Below are 23,107 nucleotides of genomic sequence, written 5' to 3' on the forward strand. Positions count from 1 at the left end.
AAACCACGTGCCAGTTTTCCAGACGAATTGACTCTTCTCTGGCTTCAATATTGCATAGCAACAAAGCAGGGATAGCTCCGGATGATGTCAATGATGTATCAGGCCTACCAGAATCACATGGATCTGACAGCACCTTGGCGCACGGGTGCGTCTGCCGCGTTGAAGTACCTCAATCTCGTCCCGGCCGGCACGTCCGAGAAACTGTTCGGCCGCCTCGCGGCGGCGCTTGAGCTGATCTCGCGCTCCGCCCTCACCTATCATCGTCCCGAGTTCGATATCGGCAAGGTGATGGTCGGCAACAGCGAGCACGAGGTGACGGAAGAAGTCACCTTCAAGACGCCATTCGGATCGCTGCTGCACTTCAAGAAAGTGAATGCACCGGAGCAGCCGCGTATGCTGCTGGTGGCGCCGATGTCCGGCCACTTCGCGACGCTGCTGCGCGGCACCGTGAAGACCCTGCTGCAGGATCATGACGTTTACATCACAGACTGGCACAACCCCCGCGACATTCCGCTCAGTCAGGGCAAGTTCGGCCTCGACGAATATACCGAGCACCTGATCACATTCATGAATGAGCTCGGTCCGCGTTCGCACATGGTAGCGATTTGCCAGCCGTCCGTGTCAGCGCTGGCTGCAGCAGCTATCATGTCGGAGGACAATCACCCCGCGCGCCCGGCAAGCCTGACACTGATGGCGGGCCCGATCGATACCCGCATTCAGCCGACCAAGGTCAACGATTTCGCCAAGAGCAAGCCGTTGAAGTGGTTCGAAGAGAACATGATCAACTACGTGCCGTTCCAGTGCAAAGGCGCGTTCCGGCAGGTCTATCCCGGCTTCATTCAGTTGACCGCGTTCGTCTCGATGAATCTCGAACGACACATCAAGTCACATGTCGATCTCGCCGATCATCTTGCCAAGGGCGAGACGGACAAGGCCGAAGTCATCAAGACGTTCTACGATGAATATTTTGCCGTGATGGATCTGCCGGGAGAGTTCTATATCGACACCATCCGCGATGTATTCCAGGAGCACCTGCTGCCGCAGGGCAAGCTGACCTACAAGGGCCGGACCGTGAACTGCGCATCGATCAAGCGCATGGGGCTGATGACCGTCGAGGGCGAGAAGGACGATATCTGCTCGATCGGCCAGACTTTGGCAGCCCAGGATTTGTGCACCGGCGTTCGCGCCTATCGCAAAGTCCATCACATGCAGGCCGGTGTCGGCCATTACGGCGTATTCAGCGGACGCCGTTGGAACAACGAGATCTACCCGCTGTTACGTGATTTCGTTCACGTCAATTCGTGAAACCCTGCGTTGTATACAAATAGTCGGGCGCTTCACCCAAATGGGTGACGCGAATATCGCGGGAATGACCTACGTCGATACCGGGGAATTGTTTCGCGGCTGTATCAGCAGCATGACAGCGGTTTCTTATTACCGCTTCGGCGGACCGTGTATTGACGACTGCACGATTTTTCACCGGACATACTACGCATCAAGGCCGGCCATCGTGCCGGCCTTTTTCGTGGGTTTTCAGGTAGGCCGGTCCGGGATCAATTGAACTCGTGGCTGGCCCAGAAGCCGAACCAGATCTATTTGGCGATCGACGCCGGTTTTCATGAAGACGGATTTCAGCTGGGTCCGCACGGTATTCAGGCTGACACTCTGCATTTTCGAGATGGAGTCGACCGAGTTGCCGTCGATCAGAAGGCTGGTGATCCGCGCTTCAGCCGGCGTCAAATCGAACAAGGCCTGCAGAAGCTCTGGACCTGGGCTGCGTTGCTGGGTGATCGGCGTCAGGAACAGGATCGAGACAGCGCCCGCAAAAACATCCAGTCCAGCCAGACGGAGTGGCAGCACATGCGCGATCAAGGGCGGGCTCTCGTGGGTGCCCGCAATGGGAATGGATCGACCCGTCTTGGCCAGAGACACAGGCTTGGCGAGCGCCTCCAGGAACAGCGTGTTGGCAGTCGGAGAGCTGAATTGCACCTGATCCTGCGCGCCCACGCTGACCGTAGCCGCGCTGGCAAGGAAACCAGGATTGGTTGCGACGACCCGTCCCGCCTCCGTTAGCGCCGCAGCGGGCAGCCCGATCATCTCAAGCGTTGCGACCGCGGTGCGCGCGCGCTCGAAACCGAGGCGCCCGGCCAACACGGCAGCCCGCGCCAGATGCGGGCGAAGCTGGTCGAATTGCTCCGCAATCGCCCGAGGAACTGGCCCCTTTGCAAAAGCCTTCTCAACCGACAAGACGAGCAAGTCTCCCGACGGCGATCTGATCGAGGTGCCAACGCACCATCCGAGCCCGCCGGGCCGCAGCAAATCACGATAAAAGCTCTCATTATCGAGCTCTTCCGCTGTGAAACGATCAAGATCAGTCAAAAATCGCGGCTCGGTGTTCGGAATCAATCGCTGAGCACGCGGGTTATCGTGAGCGAACGGCCCTTTCGTCCAGCGATCGATTCGTTCGCGAATCTTTTCCGATGACATCCAGCGTGGCGTGCCTGGCGCCACCGCGAAGATCAGTGAACCCTCCGCGTCTGCCATCTCCGCAAGCCGGTCGAACACTTGCGGCCAACGCTCCGGCACAATCCCGGCTTCATAAATTTCATCGACAAGCGCTTCAAAGTTCACAGACGTATCCAGCAAAACAATTCCCGGCGGCTAGCGTCTCGGTCATCGTAGTGACAAAGCAGCGCCCCCGTACGCAACACCGCAGACAGCAGGCTATTCCCGAGGCCGTTCGGAAATCTGCGATTGGGATGTGACGTGCGCAAAATGCACTTTCTCCAGCCGCCGTTCAGGAGGCAAGTGGCATTGTGTTCGCGTGACTAGACCGGTCCCGTGCTGCTCGCCAGCATAAAATGAGATGCTTCAAGCCACAGGCGCTTTTGCTGGCGGCAACTCCTGCGGCAAAATCAATGCGGCGACGATCACCAGCGCCGACAAAGCGGCAAAGGCGTGCAGCATCATAATGAAGCCGCCCTGCTCGTACAGCCATGCGACGAGGCCGACCGAAGCACCGGCCGCAGTGAAGCCGACGAAGTAGCGCACGGCATAGGCGCGCGAACGCCACTCTTCACTAGTGTATTTGCCGACGATCGCTTCATTCACGGTGATCTGCCCGAACAGGCCGATGATGATTCCGATCGCGACGACAATCAGTGAGACGTTCGACTGCGACGCTGCGAAATACAGGAATGGCGCGAGCACCAGTGACAATGGCACGCTCACTGCCTTCAACGAGTGCTTGTCGATCAGCTTGCCGATGTTGTACTGGGTCGCGGCGCCGAAGACGTAAACACAGGCAGCGATGACGCCAAGCAATGCCGGGCTGTCCGTCATGTCGGACAGACGCTCGGCAAACAACTTTGGCAGCGCGACGGTGATAGCGTTGAAGACGGTGGAGATCGCGACCACCGTGACCAGCAATGCAAGGATCACGCGCCACATGTCAGACTTTGCGACGCGCGCTTGTGCGGCGGCCTGCTTGAAGCCTGAGCGATCCTCATGTGCGACCTCGCGCATGAACACCACGCCGGCCGCAATGGTCACGAGGCCGGGAACGATGAAGGCCCAGCGCCAGCCGAGGAACTGACCGAGCACGCCGGTGATCAGCGCGGACGACGCGACGCCGAAGTTGCCGAACACGCCGTTGATACCCATCGCGCTGCCCAGCTTGTCGGCATAGGAGACAATCATCGCAGTGCCGACCGGATGATAGATCGACGCGAACAGGCCGACCGAAAACAAGGCTGCACCGAGCTGCAGCGGCGTCTGAACGAAGCCCACAGCCATCATCGACAGGCCGATGCCGTAGAAGAAGATCACCATCATATGCCGACGGCTCCATCGATCACCGAGCCAACCGGTGACCAGCGAGCCAGCACCGAATGCCATGAAGCCGGGCGTCGCATACGGCAGCAGCTCGGTATAGGTCATATTCATGGTTGGACCCATCACGATCACCGCAGCCGCAAAGATCAGCATCGCGTAATGGTCGATGAAATGGGCGACATTGACGAGGGTGATGACCCGGCTGGGGACGTTCATGAATCGATTCCTTGGCAAACTTGGAATGCCGTTATATGAGCTTGCTCTAACGGGATGTCGCCAATGAATGTCGCAGAGCCGCCAATCCTGACTTTATCCGAGCGACGGCGCTCGGCTACCGACGGCGTCCATATCCTGGCGACGCGCTACTCCAAGGGCATCCGCCTGGACACCCATGCCCATCGCGAGGCGCAACTCGTGTTCGCCGCTGCGGGCACTATGCAGGTCACGACTCCGAAGGGCCGTTGGCTGGTGCCACCGGACCGCGCAGTCTGGGTGCCAGCCCACCTGCCCCACGCGATCGACGTTCTGGCCGACATCGAGATGCGTTCGCTGTACTTCAATGTCGACTGGCTGGCGCGGGATCGACGCAATGGCGATCTCGCAGCGGAGTTCGTGGTTCGCGTGTCGCGCCTGTTGCACGAGTCGATCCTGGCGCTATTCGATGGGCGCGATGATGTCGCGCGCAATCGGCTATTGATCGAGATTGCCATGCTCGAACTGCATCAGGCTGGCGATCCCGCAACATTCATGCCGCTCCCGCAAGAGCCCCGTTGCCGACGCGCCGCGGAGATCGTTTTGGCCGATCCTACCCAAGCGCACGAGATCGAAACACTGGCGCGCACCGTCGGCACGTCGGCACGAACACTATCGCGGCTGTTTTCGGCAGAGACGCAATTGAGCTTCAAGAGCTGGTGTCAACGCGCGCGGATCGCGGAGGCGATCGAACGGCTGTCGATGAACCGCAACGCGTCGGTGAAGCAGCTCGCTGCCGATCTCGGCTACGCCAGCTTCTCGGCGTTTTCGCACGCGTTCCGGCAAGTAACGGGCAAGAGCCCGACGGAATTTATCGACGCAAAGTAGTGCCGCTTAACGCGGCACCACCGCCGTCGCTTCGATCTCGACGCGTGCAGCGAGTTCAACCAGACGCACGACCTGCACCAGCGCCATGGCCGGATAATGTGCGCCGAATATCTCGCGATAGGCCTGACCGAGCCCTTTCAGATTGCCGAGATACTCTTCCATGTCGACGACATACCAGGTCAGCCGTACGAGGTGCTCGGGCTTCGCGCCACCTTCCGCGAGGATGTCGAAAATGTTCTGCAGCGCCTGACGCACCTGCGACACGAAATCCGGCTTCAGCTTCTCCTCGGAGTCCCAGCCGATCACGCCGCCGGTGACAACGATGCGGCCATCGGCCGTCATGCCATTGGCATAACCCTTGGGCATTGGCCATCCGCTCGGCTGCAGTACGCGTGAAGCAGATGTTGCTGCATCGCCCTTTGCGTTTGGCACCACGGTCAATGTCGGGCCCTTTGGTGCATTCACCGGGCGATCCTCCCTAAAAAACGGCTCTTCAAACTTATGCAGCAACGGTCGGTGACAAGCCCGCCGCCGCCTGTTGGCGAAGCGCAAAGCGCTTCAGCTTCCCAGTCTCGGTCTTGGGCAGTTGCGTCACGAACTCGATGGCACGCGGATATTTGTAAGGCGCGATCTCGCGCTTCACGTGGTTCTGCAACTCGGTCGCCAGCGCGTCGCTCCCCGACTGACCGACGGCGAGAACGACGTAGGCTTTCACGATCATGCCACGATCGGCATCGGGGCAACCGACAACGCCACAATCGACCACCGCTTCGTGGGTGAGCAAGGCAGCTTCAACGTCGGGACCAGCAATATTGTAACCCGCTGACACGATCATGTCGTCGGAGCGAGACTGGTACCAGAAGTAACCGTCATCATCCATCAGGAAGGTATCGCCGGTGATGTTCCAGCCGTTTTGAACGAATTTCAGCTGACGTGGATCGGCGAGATATTTGCAACCGGTTGGGCCTTTGACAGCGAGACGACCGAGCGTGCCGGGCGGCACGTCGTTGCCTTCGTCGTCGATGATCCTGGCGACATAACCGGGCACAGGCTTGCCTGTCGAGCCCGGGCGAATTTCCTCTTCGATGGCGCAGATGAAGATGTGCAGCATTTCGGTGCCGCCGATGCCGTCCATCAGCTTGATGCCGGTTGCCTTCAGCCACGCATCGTAGGTGCCTTTGGGCAGCGTCTCGCCGGCCGACACGCATTTGCGCAAGGTCGAGAGATCATACTGATCGATCTTGCCGAGGATGGCGCGATAGGCGGTCGGTGCCGTGAAGCAGACCGTGACTTTGTGCTTTGCGACGGCCAACGGCAGTTCTTCCGGACCGGCCTTCTCGAGCACCACGAAGGATGCGCCGATGTGCAGCGGGAACAGCACGCCGCCGAAACCGAACGTAAAGGCCAATGGTGCCGAACCGATGAAGCGATCCTCCGGGCTAGCACGCAGCACATTGCGAGCGAAGCCGTCGCACACCGCAAGCATGTCGCGGTGGAAATGCATGGTGCCCTTCGGATCGCCTGTCGTGCCCGAGGTGAAAGCGATCAGGCAGATATCGTCCGAAGCGGTATCGACGGCAGTGAATTTCGGGCTGGCCTCGGCGATCATCTTGTCGAGTTCGGCTTCGCCGGCGCCCCAGTAGACCACGCGCTTGAGTTCGGGCGAGACCGCCTTGGCCTTCTCCATCTCGTCGGATAGCTTGCTGTCACAGAGCGCAAGCGAGATCTTCGCCTTTTGCAGCGGATAGGACAGTTCCTTGGCGCGCAGCAGCGGCATGGTCGACACGCAAACGCCGCCGGCCTTGATGATCGCGAGATAGGTCGCAACCATCATCGGATTGTTGGCCGAGCGCAGCAGCACGCGACCACCGGTGACGAGGCCTAGCTTGTTGACTAGCACGTTGGAGATCTTGTTCACGAGCTCATGGAGTTCGCGATAGGTGTAGCTCTCGTTCAGGCCGATCATGCACGGCGCTTCGCCGCGCCCTTCTGCGACCCAGCGATCGAGAAACGGCACCACGCAATTGATGCGCGGCGGATAGTGAAACTCTGGCCGGGTGAACAGAAACTCCGGCAGCTGTTCCGGCGGGGGCATATTGTCCCGCGCAAACGTATCAACATGCGCCGTATAAGGCTTTGTCAGCTGAGTATCAGCGGCCATTGCAATGCTCCCGTCACGTCAGATGCCCGGCAACGTCATCCAAATATCATTTTAGACTTAAAACAGTTTTCCGCAACTGCGGAGTCCCGCGACACGCCGAAATTTTCGGCTGACAACGTCGATTTGCGCGGATTGTTTAGGCAAGCCAGCCTAAAGCGTGGCCAGCGCCTTCAGCCGCAGCACCATGGCGGACTGGGGATCGGCTAGCGGCGCGACGGCGGTAAAATGATTTGCGCCGGAAAGCGCCTCGAAGCGCGCAGGAATACGGGCACCCCAGGCATCGACAATGCTTTGGCTCTGCCGCAAGTATTCGACGCCCTCGTCACCACCGACCACCGCATCGAGACACCCGCGCGAAGGCGCCGGCCAGAATAACGGGCTGACCTCGCGGGCGCTGGTATCGCTCAAATGCAATGCATTGTTGATGGACGTCGGCACCAGCGGTGCCAGATCGAACAGGCCGGATATCGCATAGGCGCCGACGATCAGATCCTGCGGCAGTGCGGGATCGAGCGCACGCCAGTCCGTAGCCAGCATGCAGGCTGCGAGATGACCGCCCGCCGAATGGCCCGACACGACGAGCCGCCTGCCGAGCTTCGCCAGCTCGCTGGTCGCCGCACGCATCTGTGCGATGATATCACCGACCGAGACGTTCGGACACAAATCGTAGCTGGGGATCGCCACGCTGATGCCACGGCTGTTCAGCCCGCGTGCCAGATGGCTGAAAAACGAGCTATCCAGCGCCTGCCAGTACCCCCCATGGATGAAGACGACGACCGGACCTGCATCGCCGACCGGAAAGTAATCGATCGTATTCCGCGCGCCTGAACCATACGGAATGACGCGCATCGGCACGCCGCTGTCACGATAGGCTTTGGCGTCTTGCGCCCAGCCGGCGATCAGCGCAGAGCTTTCCGGGACTTTTGCGCGATTGTTGTATTCGGCTTCGAGATCGATCACTGCACTCACCGCGTCGCGTTTACAACGCCTTGCCGTTCGCTGCCTTTTGCGCCGCTTTCTGCGCGGAAGCCTTGGTCTTGGCCAGCAAGCGCATCAGCTCGCGGACATCCTTCGGCGCCAGATCGCTGAATATCTCAGCGATCCAGGTCTCGTGCTCTTCGGCCATCTTGCGGAACTCGGCGCGGCCAAGCTTGGTGAGCCGGATCACCTGCACCCGGCGATCGGTGTCGGAGGTGCGGCGATCGACATGGCCGGATTCGACCAGACGCTCGACCAGGCCGGTAACATTGCCGTTCGACACCATCATCCGCTTCGAGACATCCGACAGGGTCATACCGTCGGGCACTTTGTCGAGCTGGGCCATCAAGTCGAAGCGTGGGAGCGTCACGTCAAAGCGCTCGCGCAAACGGCTGCGGACTTCGCCCTCGATCAAGGTGGTACAGGTCAGGAGCCGGAGCCACAGGCGCAGCTCATCGCCGTGATCATCGGGAAGTTCGACGGCCTTGGTCTCGGAATCGAGAATCATGATGCAATCTTACCTGCTTGGAGCTCCCGCGGCGGCCACGAGACCGGCAATCCACAATCTCGTACCGCCCCGGTACCGATCCTTTGACCTTCAAGGAATTTCCGCTCCACCGCAAGCCAAAACGCCGCAGCTTGACCGCCGTCGATTTTGAATATTTCTTTAAGGTTCAAATAAATTGGCCTGCGGTTTGCATAGCCAAATCGACTGATTTCTTGAGCCTGCAGATCACTTACGCTGCTTGCGGCTGCCGCCGTGGTGAGCATAAGCTAGGCAAAAGAACAAATTTTGGGTTGGCGCATTTTTCGGCTGCCTGTCGCAGCCGAATGGAGGAGAAGTTGATGAAGCAGTCTTTCAAACTGGCCGGTTTGGCCGCCCTGATGAGCGTCTCGGCTCTGCCGGCCATGTCTCAAAAAGCGGCGGCTCAAGAGAAGATCAAGGTCGGCGTAATCGTGTCGCTGTCGGGCGCCGGTGCCGTACTCGGCCAGCAGGCCCGCGACGGCTTCAATCTCGCGGTCAAGGATCTCGGCGGCAAGATGGGCGGCAAGGACGTCGAAGTCATCGTCGTCGATGACGAACTCAAGCCCGACGTCGCCGTCACCAAGGTCAAGGGCCTTCTGGAGCGCGACAAGGTCGACTTCGTCGTCGGTCCGATTTTCTCCAACATCCTCGGCGCGATCCACAAGCCGGTGACCGAGAACAAGACCTTCCTGATCTCGCCGAATGCCGGCCCGTCGAGCTACGCGGGCAAGGAGTGCAATCCGTACTTCTATGTGACGTCGTATCAGAACGACCAGATCCATCAGATCCTCGGCAACGTCGCCCAGAAACGCGGCTACAAGAAGATCTACCTGATGACCCCTAACTATCAGGCCGGCAAGGACTTCGTCGCCGGCGTGAAGATGGACTTCAAGGGTGAGATTGTCGAAGAATCCTTCATCCCGCTCGGTACGCTCGACTTCCAGGCCGAACTCTCCAAGATTGCATCGATGAAGCCTGACGCCGTGCTGACCTTCATGCCGGGCGGCATGGGCGTGAACCTCGTCAAGCAGTACAAGCAGGCCGGCCTGCTCGACCGCATTCCGTTCCTGTCGACCTTTACCGTCGATGAATCGACGCTGCCGGCTCAGCAAGACGCGGCGATCGGCATGTTCGGTGGCTCAAACTGGGCACCGACCCTTGACACTCCGCAGAACAAGAAGTTCGTGGCGGAATACGAGAAAGCCTATAACAGCGTGCCGGCGACCTACGCCTTCCAGTCCTATGACGCGGCCATGCTGATCAACAGCGCCGTCGTTGCCGTGAAGGGCGACCTCTCGGACAAGACCAAGGTGGCTGCAGCCATGAAGAAAGCAGACTTCCCGTCGATTCGTGGCGGCTTCAAGTTCAGCAACAACGGCTATCCCGTTCAGGACTTCTTCCTGACCAAGGTTGCCAAGCGCGCCGATGGCAAGTTCCAGACCGAGATCGTCGAGAAGGTGTTCTCGAACTACAGTGATCGCTACGCCAAGGACTGCGCTGCGCAGTAATCGCCCTGGCGATCAGTCATTACCGGGCCGTTGCCGCGAAGGCGGGACGGCCCGGTGTTTTATCGGCCCGTGTTTATCTCAGTATAGAAACCAAGTTATCTGATGACCCTCACGCTTGCCCTCGTCCAGATCCTGAACGGCCTGCAGTTCGGATTGATCCTGTTCCTGATCGCCGCCGGCCTCACGCTGGTGTTCGGCGTCATGGACTTCATCAATCTTGCACATGGTGTGCAGTACATGGTCGGCGCCTATCTGGTCGCCGCTTTCACCACCATGACCGGCAGCTTCGTAGCCGGCCTCGCGCTGGCACTGCCCGCTGCACTGCTTTTTGGGCTACTGCTGGAGGTTCTGATCTTTCGGCATCTGTATGATCGCGACCATCTGGATCAGGTGCTGGCAACCTTTGGCGTCATCATCTTCCTCAATCAGGCCGTCAAGTATGTCTGGGGCGCAGCGCCGCTGAATGTCGCAATTCCCGATGCGCTGTCGGGCGCGATCGAGATCACCGACGGCATGCTGTATCCGGTGTGGCGCCTCGTCATCATTGCCGCCGGTCTTGCCGTCGGTCTAGCCCTCTATCTCGTCGTCAACAAGACCAAGCTCGGCATGCTGGTGCGCGCCGGCGCCAGCAATGCGGCCATGGTCTCCGCGCTCGGAGTCAATATCCGCCTGCTGTTCACCATCGTGTTCGGCGTCGGCGCCATGCTCGCGGGCTTCGCCGGCGCCATGGTTGCGCCGATCCTCTCGGTCGAGCCCGGTATGGGCGACAATGTACTCATTCTTGCTTTCGTGGTGATCGTCATCGGCGGCATCGGCTCGATCCGCGGCGCCTTCATCGCAGCCCTGCTGATCGGTCTCGTTGATACGCTCGGACGTTTCTTCGCGCCCACGCTGCTCAAGCTGCTGCTCGATCCCTCGGCCGCCAGCCAGACCGGCCGCGCCATTGCGCCGATGCTGATCTATATCCTGATGGCTGCGGTGCTATTCTTCCGGCCATCCGGCCTGTTCCCGTCCAAGCAGTAACGGGAGCAGACCATGAACAATCTCCTCGACCTCGACGCCCCCGCTTCGCCGGCCCTCGCAACGCCTCCGCGTGCCAACCGGGCCTATCTGCTGCCGCTGATCGTGTTTGTGATCTTCGCCCTGGTGCCGCTCTCGGCGCTGTGGGGATCGCAGAGCTTCATTCTCGCGCTGGTCACGCGCATCATGATCCTGGCGCTCGCCGCCATGTCGCTCGATCTGCTGATCGGCTACGGCGCGATGATCTCGTTCGGCCATGCCGCCTATGTCGGCCTTGGCGCCTACAGCGTTGCGATCCTCGCCAGCCACGGCATCACCGACGGCTTCATCCAGCTTGCGGTGGCGCTCGGTGTCTCGCTCATCTTCGCTCTCTTCACAGGCGCGATCTCGCTGCGGACCAAGGGCGTCTATTTCATCATGATCACGCTGGCTTTCGGCCAGATGCTGTTCTTCCTCGGCACTTCGCTGGCTGCCTATGGCGGCGACGACGGGCTAACGCTGGCATCGCGCAGCATGTTCTTCGGCTCGAAGTTCCTGAAGAACGATGTGGCGATGTATTACGTCGCCTTCGGCGTGCTGCTCGGTGCTTATCTGCTGCTCCGCGCCATCGTCGCGTCACGCTTCGGTCGGGTGCTACGCGGCATTCGCGAGAATCCCGTACGTATGGAAGCGATCGGCTTTGCGCCCTATCGCTATCAGCTCACCGCCTACGTCATTGCCGGCATGATCGCCGGCGTATCCGGGTTTCTGCTTGCCAACCAGACCGAATTCGTCAGCCCCGCCTATACGGCCTGGCAACGCTCCGGCGACCTGATCTTCGTACTCGTGCTCGGCGGACTCGGCTCGCTGCATGGCGCGATCATTGGCGCCGCGGTGTTCAGCCTGCTCGCAGATATCCTGTCGCACTATACGGAGAACTGGGCGCTGATCTTCGGACCCATCCTCATTCTCGTCGTGCTCTACGCCCGCGGCGGCATCACCGGACTGTTCGGGAGCAAGTCATGAGCAGCGCTCCGCTTCAACTGCAGAACATCTGCAAGAATTACGGCGCGCTGCGCGTCACCGACGACGTGTCGCTGAATATCGAGGCCGGCGAATTGCACGCCATCATCGGCCCTAACGGCGCCGGCAAGACCACGCTGATCCACCAGATCTCCGGACACGCACAATCGGACTCCGGCCGCATTATCTTTGACGGCCAGGACGTCTCGCGCTTGCCAATGGCAGAGCGTGCGCGGATGGGTCTGGTGCGCTCTTTCCAGATCACCTCGATCCTGCCGCGCTTCTCCGCGCTGGAGAACGTCGCCATCGCCGTGCAGGCGCGCAGCGGATCGAGCTTCAGTTTCTTCGGCAATGCGTCGAAGGAGCCGGCACTGAACGACACCGCCATGGCCCTGCTGTCGCGCTTCGGCCTCGCCGCCCGCGCAAGCGTACCGGCCGGGCAGATGTCGCATGGCGAGAAACGCCAGCTTGAAATCGCCATTGCACTGGCGGCGAAGCCAAAGCTGCTGCTGCTCGACGAACCGCTCGCTGGCACCAGCCACGATGAATCGCAGCGGCTGATCAATACGCTGCAGGAGCTGCGCAAGGAGCTTCCCATCGTGCTGATCGAGCACGATATGGACGCCGTCTTCGCACTGGCTGACCGCGTCTCGGTCCTCGTTTACGGCCGCATCATCGCCTCCGGTTCGCCGCAGAGCATTCGTGACAATGCGGAAGTCCGCGCTGCCTATCTCGGCGAGGAGGCCGCCTGATGCTCTCAGTCTCAAATCTTCAGGCTGCTTACGGTGCAGCCAAGGTGCTGTTCGATATCTCGCTGAATATCGGTGCCGGCGAAGTCGTTACCCTGCTCGGCCGCAACGGCATGGGCAAGACCACGACCATCAACGCCATCATGGGCATGATTCATCCCACTGGCGGCACCGTCACCTTCGACGACAAGCCGATGACCGGTTTGCCGTCCTATCGCATCGCCCAGGCTGGCATCGGTCTCGTGCCGGAAGGTCGCCAGATCTTCCCGACGCTCACCGTGGAAGAAAACCTGGTCGCCACCGCCGCCGTGCGGCATCCGCCGGCGCGCTGGACGCTCGATAAGATCTACGAGTTGTTTCCGCGCCTCAAGGAACGCCGCAGCAATCTCGGCACGCAGTTGTCGGGCGGCGAGCAGCAAATGCTGGCGGTCGGCCGTGCGCTGATGACCAATCCGAAGCTGCTCATTCTCGATGAAGCCACCGAAGGCCTCGCGCCGCTCATCCGCCTCGAAATCTGGAATTGCCTGAAGAAGCTCAAGGCCGAGCATCAGTCGATTCTGGTGATCGACAAGAACGTCGATGCACTCGCCGGCTTCGCCGATCGCCATGTGGTGATCGAAAAGGGGCGCGTGGTGTGGACCGGCACATCGGAACAACTGAAGAGCGACTCCACCGTGAAGGACCGTTTTCTCCACGTTTGATCAACTGTTTTCGAGTACCACCCGACGCGTCGTAATGCGTGACCCAAGGAAGGACCAACCATGAAAACCGAGATCGCCGGCATCACCCGCGCCAATGAGGGCATGCAGGGCATCACCTGGAACATTCTCGGCCAGACCTATGTGCCGAAGAACTGCAGCGAGGACTCGTTCTCGTGGCACGCCACGTTCCCGCCCGGCACCTTCGTGCCGCCGCACATCCATCCCGACCAAGACGAATATCTCTACATCCTCGAAGGCAAACTCGACTTCTTCCTCGGCGGCTCCGAGACCTCGGCTACGCCGGGCGATCTGGTGCGCCTGCAGCGCGGCATTCCGCACGGCATCTTCAACAAGTCCGATCAGAACGCGAAGGTGCTGTTCTGGGTTTCGCCGAGCCGCCGGCTCTACGATCTGTTCTGGGCGATCCACAACATGAAAGAGCAGAAGCCCGAGGACGTTGTGGCGCTTGCTGCCGAATACAACATCCACTTCCTGCCGCCGCCTCCCGGCGCGTAAGGCGCGGCGCTAATAGCTACAGGCATCGACGCAAAATGGCCGGGCTTTGCCCGGCCATTTTCGTATCAGCTTGATCGCGCATGCAGCGGTTGGATCAGCCGTTCACCACGGCCAGCCCGGGCTGCGCAGCAAAGCCGGCCTTGTGCGCATAGCCCTTCACGATGGCTTCACGCTGCGCGTAGCTCAGCACGTTCTCGACATTGTCAAAACCATCTGGGGCGATCTGCTCGACCGCATCGATGACGCCTTCCGGACCACCGCGGCGGTTGGAGCGCACGATCTCCGCGGTCATCGGCAGGCGCTTGCGCTCATAAGCCATCAGCGCCTGGCGCGGATGTTCGGCATGAGCCAGCGAGTCGGCTAGCGCGCGCGCATCGAGGATCGCCTGCGATGCGCCGTTGGAGCCGACCGGATACATCGGATGCGCGGCGTCGCCGAGCAGCGTGACGCGGCCGCCCGACCAGTATGGCAGCGGATCGCGGTCGCAGCAGGGATATTCCCAGAACTCAGGCGTCGCCGTGATCAGCGCGGGCACGTCGATATGCGGCACATTGAAACGCGCCACATGCGGCATCAGTTCTTCGCGCTTGCCGGCGCGAGACCAGTCTTCGCGGCGCGGCGGCAGCGTGCCGCCCTCGCCGGTTTTCACCAACACGGCCCAATTGGTCAGCCGGTTGCCGGCCGTCTCGCCTTCAGCGATCGGATAGACCACGACCTTGGCATGGAGGCCACCGGCGACGATCATCGAATTTCCGGTCAGGAACGCCGGCCAGTCGCGCGCACCGCGCCACAGCATCAGGCCGTTCCAAACCGGATGCCCCTCGTTCGGGAACAACGTGCTGCGCACCTTGGAGTGGATTCCGTCGGCTCCGATCAGGATATCGCCGCGCGCAGTCTCGACATGATTGTTGTTGCGATCGAAGAAATAAGCCGTGACGCCGCCTTCGTCCTGCGTGAAGTGGCCGAGCCGGCGACCGGTGTGGATCACCTCGGCGCCAAGGCGCTCTTCGACCGCGCGATGGATCGTGGTTTGCAGCCGCCCGCGATGGATCGAGAATTGCGGCACGTCGTGGCCCGCGCCGAAGCCGCGCTTCTCACGCCAGACTTCCTGGCCGTGGCGGTTGAGATAGTGCAATTCATCGGTACGGATCGCGACCGCATCGAGCCTGTCGAGCAGACCGAGGCTGGCGAGTTCGCGGATCGCGTGCGGCAGCGTGTTGATGCCGACGCCGAGTTCGCGGATCGAGTCAGCCTGTTCGTAGAGTTCGCAATTGATGCCGCGTGCCCGCAACATCAAGGCGGTGGTCAGACCGCCAACGCCGCCACCTACGATGATCGCTTTCATCAGCTCAACTCCAAATTACGCAACGCCCAGAATTTAGCCGCTAAACTCGCATGCCCGGTCATTCAGCTGCAAGTGGCTTTGCCGCCTCCGCCCGCATCTCGGCGCGGGTCTTCGGCTTAGCCTTAATTTTCAGGTCTTCGAAATCCTGCTTGTCCCTGACGCTGTTGCGGAAAATCTGGTCCTTGCCGGGCATATATTGCGGCGGGCAATAGGCGTCCTTTGCACCGTACCAAGCGGCCGCCTTGATGGTGAAGGACGGGTCGGTCAGGTGCGGACGGCCAAGCGCGACGAGGTCCGCACGGCCGGCGGCCAGGATCGTGTTGACCTGATCGGCGGACGTGATGTTGCCGACGCACATGGTGGCGACGCGGGCCTCGTTGCGGACCTGATCCGAGAACGGCGTCTGGAACATGCGGCCATAGATCGGACGCGACTCCTTCACCGTCTGCCCCGTCGAAATATCGGCAAGATCGACGCCGGCTTCGGCGAAGGCGCGCGCGATTTCCACGGCATCGTCGCCGGTGTTGCCGCCTTCGGCCCAATCGGTCGCCGAGATACGCACCGACATCGGCTTGTGCACGGGCCATGCCGCGCGCATCGCGGTGAACACTTCGAGCGGGAAGCGCAGACGGTTCTCGAGCGAGCCACCATATTCATCGGTGCGTTTGTTGGTCAGCGGCGACAGGAAGCTCGCCAGTAGATAGCCGTGCGCGGTGTGCATCTCGAGCATGTCGAAGCCGCAGCGATCGCCGCGGATCGTCGCTGCCACGAACTCGGCCTTAACGCGATCCATGGCCGTACGGTGGATTTCCGCGGGCACCTGGCTGTCCGGATAATAGGGCAGCGGCGACGCCGATACGATGTCCCAAGCGCCGTCGGCGAGCGGGCGGTCCATGCCGTCCCACATCAGCCTGGTCGCCCCCTTGCGGCCGGCATGGCCGAGCTGCAGACAGATCTTGGCGGCCGACGTGTTGTGCACGAAGTCGACAATGCGCTTCCACTGCGCTTCCTGCTCGTCGGTCCAGAGACCGGCGCAGCCGGGCGTGATGCGTGCGTCACGGCCGACGCAGACCATTTCGGTGAAGATGAGACCGGCACCACCAATGGCACGCGAGCCGTAATGCACCAGATGGAAATCGTTCGGCACGCCCTCTTCCGCCGAATACATGCACATCGGCGAGACGACCGCGCGGTTCGCCAGCACCATATCCCGCATCTTGAACGGCTGGAACATCGGCACCTCGGGCTTCGCGAGATCGACGTCGAAGCCCTGCGCCTTCACCTTCTGCGCAAATGACTTGTCGACTTCCTTGACGAAGTCAGGCGCGCGCAAGGTCAGGTTATCGTAGGTGATCGCCTTGGCACGGGTCATCACACCAAATGCGAATTGCACCGGGTCGAAATCCCAAAAACGATCGACGTGCTCGAACCAGACCAGCGAGACGTCGGCGGAGTGCTGGATCTTCTCGGTCTCCTCGCGGCGACCATGTTCGTATTCATACAGCCCAGCTTCAACAGTGGGCGCCTTCGCCATTGCGTCATGCAATGCGATGGCATCTTCCATGGCGAGCTTAGTGCCGGAGCCGATGGAGAAATGTGCCGTCGCCTTGGCGTCGCCGAGCAACACCATGTTGTCTTTGACCCAGCGCTTGTTGCGGATCATCGGGAAGTTGCGCCACATCGAACGGTTGATCAGTAGCTTGTGGTCGCCGAGGAAGCCCTTGAAGATATCGTGCATGCGATCAGCCGATTCCTGCTCGCCGAGGCCTTCGAGGCCGGCGCGCTTGAAGGTCTCCGGATCAGTCTCGAAGATCCAGGTCGAGCGGCCAGCCTCATACTGATAGGCGTGCGCAATAAACGGCCCCCACTCGGTTTCCTGGAACAGGAAGGTGAAAGCATCGAGCGGCTTGGTTGAGCCCATCCACGTGAACTTGTTTGAGCGCAGATCCACTTCCGGCGAGAAGTGCTCGATATATTTGTTGCGGAAGTGGCTGTTGATGCCATCGGCCAGCACGATCAGATCCGCATCGGCAAAACGCGCTTCGTCGGTGATATCGACTTCGAACAGCAGATGGACGCCGAGTTCGCGGGCCCGGTCCTGCAGGATCATCAACAGCGTGCGGCGCGAACAGCCGCAGAAGCCGTTGCCGCCGACGCGATGGACAGTGCCGCGGAAGTGCACGGCGATGTCATCCCAGTAGGCGAATTCCTGGGTGATGCGCTGATAGCTCGGAAGATCGTATTTCTCGAAGTTATCGAGGGTAGCGTCGGAGAACACCACACCGAAGCCGAAGGTGTCATCGGGACGGTTACGCTCATAGACCGTGATCTCTGCCTGCGGCCGCTGCTTCTTCAGCAGGATCGCAGAATAGAGGCCCGCCGGCCCGCCACCGATAATCGCGATCTTCATGACAGCCTCCGCAGTCGTGCCTGAATGGAGATATTTTAAACCTAAAACAATTCCTGGCAAGCCCGACAAACCGGCAATTCGCCGGCTTTGATGCACATCAAATTATCACCATGCCCGGCCCGCTCGCGCTCCGGTCCGGCAGATAGAAGGGCCTCAGTTGCCCTCGAACTTCGGCTTCTGCTTGTTCGCAAAGGCATGGAACGCCCGCGCGAAATCCTCGGTGGTCATGCACAGGGCCTGGGCCACGGCCTCGGCCTCGATGGCTTCTTCGATCGACATTGCCCATTCCATCGACAGCATCCGCTTGGTCATGGTGTTGGCATAGGTCGGGCCTTCGGAAATCTGTTTCGCCAGTGTCTGTGACTGGCTCAGCACCTCCGCAGGCGCAACGATGCGGCTGAAGAAGCCCCAGCGCTCGCCTTCCTCGGCGCTCATGAAGCGACCGGTATAGAGCAGCTCCGACGCACGGGACTGGCCGATGATGCGCGGCAGGATCGCACAGGCGCCCATATCGCAGCCGGCCAGGCCCACCTTGTTGAACAGGAAGCCGACCTTGGTGCCGGTCGCAGCCAGACGCATATCGGAGGCCATCGCCATGATTGCGCCAGCGCCAGCACAGATGCCCTCCACCGCGGCGATGATCGGCTGCGGGCAGGCTCGCATCGCCTTGACCAGATCGCCGGTCATGCGTGTGAAGGCGGTAAGATCCTTGGTGTTCATCTCAATCAGCGGACCGATGATCTCGAACACATCGCCGCCCGACGAGAAATTTCCGCCGGCGCCGGTGACGACAACGACCTTGACGTCGTCATCCATCGCGCAAGCACGGAAGAAATCGGTCAGTTCGCGGTAGCTCTGGAAGGTCAGCGGATTTTTGCGCTCAGGCCGGTTCAGCGTCACCGTCGCGATACCATCGGCCACCGCCAGCAGGAAATGCTCGGGCTTGAACTCGGCCAGCGGCAGCGTAACGGGATTGGCGACCTTGTTCTTGACCATGACAGACATATTGGCTCCCTGAAGACAGTTCGGTTCTTGTTGTTACGGTTCGATCAAACTTCGCCGCCGGCGACCGCGATGCTCTGTCCGGTGACGGAACTGGCGCCAGTGCCGCACAGCCACAACACGGCATCGGCGACTTCGCCGGGCGTCACCAGACGTCCCTGCGGATTGTGCTTCGCCAATTCGGCAACAGCTTGTTCGCGTGTGCGACCGGTCTTGCTCATGATATTGTCGATGCTGCCTTCGAGTAGATCGGTTTCGGTGAAGCCCGGGCAGACCGCATTCACGGTGACACCGCTCTTTGCGACTTCCAGCGCCACCGAGCGTACCAGACCGATAACGGCGTGCTTCGCTGCACTATAGGCGCTGACATAGCCGTAACCCTTGAGGCCAGCCGTCGACGCCACCGCGACGATGCGGCCACTCTTGCGCTTGACCATCTCCGGCAACACAGCCTGCGCCGCATAGACGACGCCCATGAAATTGACGTCCATCATACGCTGAAACAGGGCAGTATCGGACTTCACGAACGGCGCAGATTCTGCAGCACCTGCGTTGGCGACCAGAATATCGATCGGCTGACGTTTCGCCGCATCCGCAATCGCGGCATTCAGCGCGGCCTGATCGGACACATCAGCGGCGACGGCATGATGCGCGTCACCAGCAGCGACGACCTCGCTCAGCACCGCGAGATTGCGGCCTATGATAGTGACGGTCGCGCCGGCCTGTACCAGCGATGCCGCGATGGCGCGGCCAATGCCGCGACCGCCGCCGGTCACCAGAGCGTGGGAGGAGCGAGACAATCCGGACATGTGTCACCTTCCGCAGGCTCCCCATGAGCCGCTCCGGAGATTATTTTAAACTTCAAGCTTTTGCAAGAAAGCGGCCTGCGCACAGGCTGCCGCTAGCGGGTCCGGCGGAGCGTATCCGACGGACTCTCGCCATAGCGGGCGCGGTAGACGCTGGCCATCCGGCTCGGATGGGTGAAGCCGAGATCGAAGGCCATATCGATGACGCGCTCGCCCGGCATGGCCCGCAGCAACCGTGCATTCAAATGCGTCAGGCGGATATCCAGCAAAGCGTCGGAAATCGACATGCCGAAATGCTTCTGGAAGCCAAGCTGCAGCGACCGTATCCCGATGCCAGCCGCCCGCGCGAGCCGGTCGAGATCGAGCGGCTCGGTAGCGTGCGCTTCGAGATAATCCTGTGCCTTTCTCAGCACCGCTGGCAGCGGACCAAGGCGTGCAAGACTGCGGTCGATGGTGTCAGTGAGGCTGTGACGCTGGCCTGTGAGAAGAAGCCCGATAACGGAGTCACGCAGTGTCGCCGCCATGATCGGCGAAATCTGCCGCCCAGGTGCACGGTGTTCTGCGAGATCAACCAGATATTCGATCTGGGAGCGTATCGCGAGGCCGAACGGCGTATTGAGATCGACCTGCGGATCGAACTCAATGACCGTTCCGGATTTCTCCGCCAGCGCCGAAGCGCGCTCTTCCACCAACCGCCGTTCGACCAGCAGGATCAGCTTGGCACAATCGTCCTGCCAAATCATCTTTGTCGGCATGGTCGGCGACAGCAAGGAGGCGACACGCCCTGCCGACGCCTCGATCGTCCGGCCACCCGTGGTGACCCGGGCGCCGCCGTGCATCGGAATTTGAAGCAGGAAAAAGCGATCAAGGCAGCCAGGGTCGATCGCCACCGAGCCCCCATAGGAGACGTAGTTCACCGAGAAACCATCGAACGCCGCACAATTATGGAGCGCGTGAAAATCCGGCCAGGAACGTTGCAAGGGGTCCAGCGCATGCGGACAGAAGATGCGCCCGATCGAGTCGGCGGCCTCGTCGATATCCCTGGTGAAAACGCGGGAGAAAGCCGCAAGCCTTGCGGCCCGGGCCGGCTGGGCATTCCCTGATACGGCTGCGTCCAAAACCATGGTCCGATCGCCTGCGTTATTTGAAGCCTAGACTATCCATGTCGCGTCACGCCGCATAGCCGGCGCCTCGCCGTAAATGTTGCCGTGCTGCACAATGAATGCGCAGGCAGTCCGCCGCCAAAGACGAGTGTGCAGCGCAGCGTGGCCAGGCCCTCGGTTGCACCGGTAATTTATTTCGTCGTTTGGATAGCGGATTCGTTCAACGGCTAGAGACAAGTCACGAGGTCACGCAGCATTCTTGCAGACGTGAAACCCAAGGGAGCAGGACCATGGCGGCACTTGAAAAAGGCATTACCCAGAACGGCACGGGATATAACGGCACCACGTGGAATATCCTCGGGCAGGTCTATTTCCCGAAAGCCGTGACCGACTCCACCTTTGCTTTCGAAACCAACAGCGATCCCGGCCAGTTCGTGCCGGTGCATATCCATCCGACCCAGGAAGAATTCATCCTGGTTCAGGAGGGTGTTCTCGACCTCAAGCTCGACGGTCAATGGGTTCGCGCCCACGCTGGCGACCTGGTCCGCCTGCCCCGCGGCATTCCGCATGGCTATTTCAACAAGTCGGACAAGCCCGCCCGGGCCCTGTTCTGGGTCTCGCCGACGCAGAAGCTCGAAGCCCTGTTCAAGCAATTGCACAATATGAGCGACATTGAAGCCATCGTGCGGGTCTCCGCCGAGCATGAAGTGAACTTCCTGCCACCGGAAGCCAACGACTAGGCCGCGTCGACCGAACTTCACCTTCACATATCGCAGGCGTTCCACGCAGACACCTGTCGGCGCGCGTGACCCCGCACGCCTGCTATCCGTCGCTGCATTCAAACAGGAGATAAGCCATGGTCAAGCAGAAGAGTGTTTGCGTTATCGGCGCCGGCATCGCTGGCCTTGCCGCCGCAAAATCCTTCGCCGCACGCGGCCATAAGGTCACCGTGCTGGAGCGCAGCGGCGATCTCGGCGGCGTCTGGGAGCCGGCGCGCTCTTATCCGGAGGTGCAGACCCAGAGCCCCAAGGAGCTCTATCGCTTCACTGACAAGCCGATGCCCGCGAACTATCCCGAATGGCCCAAGGGACCGCAGGTCCACGCTTATCTGACCGACTATGCACGGGACTACAATCTGATCCCCCTGATGCGTTTCAACACCGCCGTCATCAGCATGAATCGGCGCAGTGACGGCCTGCCCGGCTGGACGCTTGAGACACGCGATGCGGCTGACACCACCGCACAGGAAACATTCGATTTCGTCGCGGTTTGCACCGGACAATTCAACGAGCGCAAGGAGCTGCATCACCCCGGCGAAGACACGTTCAAGGCTAGCGGCGGCGTGATCCTGCATTCGGCGGAGCACACCGATTCATCCGTTGTCAAAGGCAAGAAAGTCGTCGTGCTCGGCGGCTCGAAATCGGCCACTGATATCGCCGTGCATTCGGTCAATACCGGCGCCAGCGCCGTTACCTTCGTCTATCGCGAGCCGGTGTGGCGCATTCCCTATTTCATCGGCGGCCTGATCAACTTCAAGCGCATTCTCTATATTCGCGCGCAGGAGGAAATGTTCCGCGGCTGGGGATCGAGTGCGCTGTCGAAGATCAACCATGCCATTGCCAAGCCTTTCATCTGGGCCAATTGGCGCGGGCTGGAGGCCATGTTGAAGACCCAGCTCAAGCTGAAGAAATGCGACATGGTGCCGGAAGGACGCATCGAGGACGGCATCAACTGCTCGGTGCCGATCGCCACCCCAAACTTCTTCCCCATGGTCGCAGATGGCCGCATCAAGGCCATTCGCGGCACCTTCGATCACTATGACGGGAAGACCATCGTCATGTCAGGCCGTCAGCGTGTCGAGGCTGACGTTGCGGTGCTGGCCATTGGCTTTAAACTCGGCGTGCCGTTTCTGCCGCAGCAATATCGCGACAAGCTGATCCAGGCAGATGGGCAATATCGGCTGTATCGTGTGATCGCCAATCCGGATCTGCCGGACATGGGTTTTGTCGGCTTCAATTCCAGCTTCTGTTCGGTGCTAACGGCGGAGATGGCAGCCAACTGGCTCGTGCGCTATGCCGACGAAAAGCTTGCTAAACAGCCAACGCCTGCCGAGATGTACGCCGACATGGACAAGATGCTACATTTCAAGCGCGTCGAACGCCCCGCTGCCGGCGTTTATGGCGGACTTTGTGTGGCGCCCTATCACTTCAAGCATTTCGACGAACTGCTCGACGACATGGGTGCCACCAGCAAACGGCGCGGCGCGCTGGTGGAGAAATTCACACCGCCGGACGCCGATGCCTATGCGCGTTTTCTCGCATCGGCGCCGAACTACAAAGCGGAAGCGACAGCCGCGTGAAGTGTCA

Annotated in this window: 22 protein-coding genes; 10 read left to right on the forward strand and 12 right to left on the reverse strand. The window is 60.7% G+C overall.

What is annotated here, in order from left to right; translation table 11 throughout:
* The first annotated feature begins 81 nt into the window (after positions 1-81).
* Positions 82-1,305 carry a polyhydroxyalkanoate depolymerase gene (locus CIW50_RS12150; protein WP_149531447.1) on the forward strand — a complete coding sequence of 408 codons (1,224 nt, stop codon included), beginning with the start codon at positions 82-84 and terminating at the stop codon, positions 1,303-1,305.
* Between the two features lie 228 nt (positions 1,306-1,533).
* Here CIW50_RS12150 and CIW50_RS12155 read toward each other — a convergent pair whose 3' ends face one another.
* A complete protein-coding gene (locus CIW50_RS12155) occupies positions 1,534-2,631 on the reverse strand; it encodes a helix-turn-helix transcriptional regulator (protein WP_149531448.1) in 1,098 nt (365 codons plus the stop codon).
* 240 nt (positions 2,632-2,871) lie between these two features.
* Positions 2,872-4,050: an MFS transporter gene (locus tag CIW50_RS12160; RefSeq protein ID WP_149531449.1), complete on the reverse strand. Its 1,179-nt coding sequence runs from the start codon at positions 4,048-4,050 to the stop codon at positions 2,872-2,874.
* Between the two features lie 63 nt (positions 4,051-4,113).
* Here CIW50_RS12160 and CIW50_RS12165 point away from each other — a divergent pair, with 63 nt between their 5' ends.
* On the forward strand, positions 4,114-4,914 hold the full coding sequence (locus CIW50_RS12165) for an AraC family transcriptional regulator (protein WP_246664231.1): 801 nt from the start codon (positions 4,114-4,116) through the stop codon (positions 4,912-4,914).
* 6 nt (positions 4,915-4,920) lie between these two features.
* Here CIW50_RS12165 and CIW50_RS12170 read toward each other — a convergent pair whose 3' ends face one another.
* The 5 genes from CIW50_RS12170 to CIW50_RS29030 form a co-directional block, all read right to left on the reverse strand.
* Positions 4,921-5,379 carry a RidA family protein gene (locus CIW50_RS12170; protein WP_502707470.1) on the reverse strand — a complete coding sequence of 153 codons (459 nt, stop codon included), beginning with the start codon at positions 5,377-5,379 and terminating at the stop codon, positions 4,921-4,923.
* Between the two features lie 34 nt (positions 5,380-5,413).
* The gene (locus CIW50_RS12175) at positions 5,414-7,081 is read right to left on the reverse strand and encodes an AMP-binding protein (RefSeq protein ID WP_502707480.1); all 1,668 of its coding nucleotides are present in this window, start codon (positions 7,079-7,081) and stop codon (positions 5,414-5,416) included.
* Positions 7,082-7,225: 144 nt separating this feature from the next.
* Entirely contained in the window at positions 7,226-8,044 is an 819-nt protein-coding gene (locus CIW50_RS12180) for an alpha/beta hydrolase (protein ID WP_149531453.1), read from the reverse strand.
* 10 nt (positions 8,045-8,054) lie between these two features.
* Positions 8,055-8,561 (reverse strand): MarR family winged helix-turn-helix transcriptional regulator, encoded by a 507-nt coding sequence (locus tag CIW50_RS12185; protein ID WP_172980296.1) that lies wholly within the window; start codon positions 8,559-8,561, stop codon positions 8,055-8,057.
* On the reverse strand, positions 8,558-8,824 hold the full coding sequence (locus CIW50_RS29030; protein ID WP_172980297.1) for a hypothetical protein: 267 nt from the start codon (positions 8,822-8,824) through the stop codon (positions 8,558-8,560). The genes CIW50_RS12185 and CIW50_RS29030 overlap by 4 nt, the downstream gene beginning before the upstream one ends.
* Positions 8,825-8,899: 75 nt before the next feature.
* Here CIW50_RS29030 and CIW50_RS12190 point away from each other — a divergent pair, with 75 nt between their 5' ends.
* From CIW50_RS12190 to CIW50_RS12215, 6 genes are all read left to right on the forward strand, one after another.
* Positions 8,900-10,087, forward strand: coding sequence for an ABC transporter substrate-binding protein (locus CIW50_RS12190; RefSeq protein WP_149531454.1), 1,188 nt, complete (start codon positions 8,900-8,902; stop codon positions 10,085-10,087).
* A 102-nt stretch (positions 10,088-10,189) separates the two neighbouring features.
* Positions 10,190-11,110, forward strand: coding sequence for a branched-chain amino acid ABC transporter permease (locus CIW50_RS12195; RefSeq protein WP_149531455.1), 921 nt, complete (start codon positions 10,190-10,192; stop codon positions 11,108-11,110).
* 12 nt (positions 11,111-11,122) lie between these two features.
* On the forward strand, positions 11,123-12,112 hold the full coding sequence (locus tag CIW50_RS12200) for a branched-chain amino acid ABC transporter permease (RefSeq protein ID WP_149531456.1): 990 nt from the start codon (positions 11,123-11,125) through the stop codon (positions 12,110-12,112).
* Positions 12,109-12,861, forward strand: coding sequence for an ABC transporter ATP-binding protein (locus CIW50_RS12205; protein ID WP_149531457.1), 753 nt, complete (start codon positions 12,109-12,111; stop codon positions 12,859-12,861). The genes CIW50_RS12200 and CIW50_RS12205 overlap by 4 nt, the downstream gene beginning before the upstream one ends.
* Positions 12,861-13,559, forward strand: coding sequence for an ABC transporter ATP-binding protein (locus CIW50_RS12210; protein ID WP_149531458.1), 699 nt, complete (start codon positions 12,861-12,863; stop codon positions 13,557-13,559). Before CIW50_RS12205 ends, CIW50_RS12210 begins: the two co-directional genes overlap by 1 nt.
* Positions 13,560-13,619: 60 nt before the next feature.
* Complete coding sequence (locus CIW50_RS12215; protein ID WP_068732164.1) at positions 13,620-14,075, forward strand: cupin domain-containing protein; 456 nt, start codon at positions 13,620-13,622, stop codon at positions 14,073-14,075.
* A gap of 94 nt (positions 14,076-14,169) precedes the next feature.
* Here CIW50_RS12215 and CIW50_RS12220 read toward each other — a convergent pair whose 3' ends face one another.
* The 5 genes from CIW50_RS12220 to CIW50_RS12240 form a co-directional block, all read right to left on the reverse strand.
* On the reverse strand, positions 14,170-15,420 hold the full coding sequence (locus tag CIW50_RS12220) for a flavin-dependent oxidoreductase (RefSeq protein WP_149531459.1): 1,251 nt from the start codon (positions 15,418-15,420) through the stop codon (positions 14,170-14,172).
* A 58-nt stretch (positions 15,421-15,478) separates the two neighbouring features.
* Positions 15,479-17,830 (reverse strand): bifunctional salicylyl-CoA 5-hydroxylase/oxidoreductase, encoded by a 2,352-nt coding sequence (locus CIW50_RS12225; RefSeq protein WP_149531460.1) that lies wholly within the window; start codon positions 17,828-17,830, stop codon positions 15,479-15,481.
* A 153-nt stretch (positions 17,831-17,983) separates the two neighbouring features.
* Positions 17,984-18,826: an enoyl-CoA hydratase family protein gene (locus CIW50_RS12230; protein ID WP_149531620.1), complete on the reverse strand. Its 843-nt coding sequence runs from the start codon at positions 18,824-18,826 to the stop codon at positions 17,984-17,986.
* A gap of 53 nt (positions 18,827-18,879) precedes the next feature.
* Positions 18,880-19,641 (reverse strand): SDR family NAD(P)-dependent oxidoreductase, encoded by a 762-nt coding sequence (locus CIW50_RS12235; protein WP_149531461.1) that lies wholly within the window; start codon positions 19,639-19,641, stop codon positions 18,880-18,882.
* A gap of 92 nt (positions 19,642-19,733) precedes the next feature.
* Positions 19,734-20,762, reverse strand: coding sequence for an AraC family transcriptional regulator (locus tag CIW50_RS12240; RefSeq protein ID WP_149531462.1), 1,029 nt, complete (start codon positions 20,760-20,762; stop codon positions 19,734-19,736).
* Positions 20,763-21,031: 269 nt separating this feature from the next.
* Between CIW50_RS12240 and CIW50_RS12245 the strand changes: the two genes are divergently transcribed.
* Both CIW50_RS12245 and CIW50_RS12250 read left to right on the forward strand, forming a co-directional pair.
* Positions 21,032-21,481 (forward strand): cupin domain-containing protein, encoded by a 450-nt coding sequence (locus tag CIW50_RS12245; protein ID WP_092150797.1) that lies wholly within the window; start codon positions 21,032-21,034, stop codon positions 21,479-21,481.
* 116 nt (positions 21,482-21,597) lie between these two features.
* On the forward strand, positions 21,598-23,100 hold the full coding sequence (locus tag CIW50_RS12250) for a flavin-containing monooxygenase (RefSeq protein ID WP_149531463.1): 1,503 nt from the start codon (positions 21,598-21,600) through the stop codon (positions 23,098-23,100).
* The last annotated feature ends 7 nt before the right edge of the window (positions 23,101-23,107 follow it).

This window comes from Tardiphaga sp. P9-11 (assembly GCF_008329525.1).
Taxonomy (GTDB): domain Bacteria; phylum Pseudomonadota; class Alphaproteobacteria; order Rhizobiales; family Xanthobacteraceae; genus Tardiphaga.

What these genes read in the sequence shown, in the direction of transcription:
- CIW50_RS12150 (WP_149531447.1), top strand. Translation starts at nt 82, where the DNA reads ATGATGTCAATGATGTATCAGGCCTACCAGAATCACATGGATCTGACA.
- CIW50_RS12160 (WP_149531449.1), bottom strand. Translation starts at nt 4,050, where the DNA reads ATGAACGTCCCCAGCCGGGTCATCACCCTCGTCAATGTCGCCCATTTC.
- CIW50_RS12165 (WP_246664231.1), top strand. Translation starts at nt 4,114, where the DNA reads ATGAATGTCGCAGAGCCGCCAATCCTGACTTTATCCGAGCGACGGCGC.
- CIW50_RS12185 (WP_172980296.1), bottom strand. Translation starts at nt 8,561, where the DNA reads ATGATTCTCGATTCCGAGACCAAGGCCGTCGAACTTCCCGATGATCAC.
- CIW50_RS29030 (WP_172980297.1), bottom strand. Translation starts at nt 8,824, where the DNA reads ATGCTCACCACGGCGGCAGCCGCAAGCAGCGTAAGTGATCTGCAGGCT.
- CIW50_RS12190 (WP_149531454.1), top strand. Translation starts at nt 8,900, where the DNA reads ATGAAGCAGTCTTTCAAACTGGCCGGTTTGGCCGCCCTGATGAGCGTC.
- CIW50_RS12195 (WP_149531455.1), top strand. Translation starts at nt 10,190, where the DNA reads ATGACCCTCACGCTTGCCCTCGTCCAGATCCTGAACGGCCTGCAGTTC.
- CIW50_RS12200 (WP_149531456.1), top strand. Translation starts at nt 11,123, where the DNA reads ATGAACAATCTCCTCGACCTCGACGCCCCCGCTTCGCCGGCCCTCGCA.
- CIW50_RS12205 (WP_149531457.1), top strand. Translation starts at nt 12,109, where the DNA reads ATGAGCAGCGCTCCGCTTCAACTGCAGAACATCTGCAAGAATTACGGC.
- CIW50_RS12210 (WP_149531458.1), top strand. Translation starts at nt 12,861, where the DNA reads ATGCTCTCAGTCTCAAATCTTCAGGCTGCTTACGGTGCAGCCAAGGTG.
- CIW50_RS12215 (WP_068732164.1), top strand. Translation starts at nt 13,620, where the DNA reads ATGAAAACCGAGATCGCCGGCATCACCCGCGCCAATGAGGGCATGCAG.
- CIW50_RS12220 (WP_149531459.1), bottom strand. Translation starts at nt 15,420, where the DNA reads ATGAAAGCGATCATCGTAGGTGGCGGCGTTGGCGGTCTGACCACCGCC.
- CIW50_RS12225 (WP_149531460.1), bottom strand. Translation starts at nt 17,830, where the DNA reads ATGAAGATCGCGATTATCGGTGGCGGGCCGGCGGGCCTCTATTCTGCG.
- CIW50_RS12230 (WP_149531620.1), bottom strand. Translation starts at nt 18,826, where the DNA reads ATGGTCAAGAACAAGGTCGCCAATCCCGTTACGCTGCCGCTGGCCGAG.
- CIW50_RS12235 (WP_149531461.1), bottom strand. Translation starts at nt 19,641, where the DNA reads ATGTCCGGATTGTCTCGCTCCTCCCACGCTCTGGTGACCGGCGGCGGT.
- CIW50_RS12240 (WP_149531462.1), bottom strand. Translation starts at nt 20,762, where the DNA reads ATGGTTTTGGACGCAGCCGTATCAGGGAATGCCCAGCCGGCCCGGGCC.
- CIW50_RS12245 (WP_092150797.1), top strand. Translation starts at nt 21,032, where the DNA reads ATGGCGGCACTTGAAAAAGGCATTACCCAGAACGGCACGGGATATAAC.
- CIW50_RS12250 (WP_149531463.1), top strand. Translation starts at nt 21,598, where the DNA reads ATGGTCAAGCAGAAGAGTGTTTGCGTTATCGGCGCCGGCATCGCTGGC.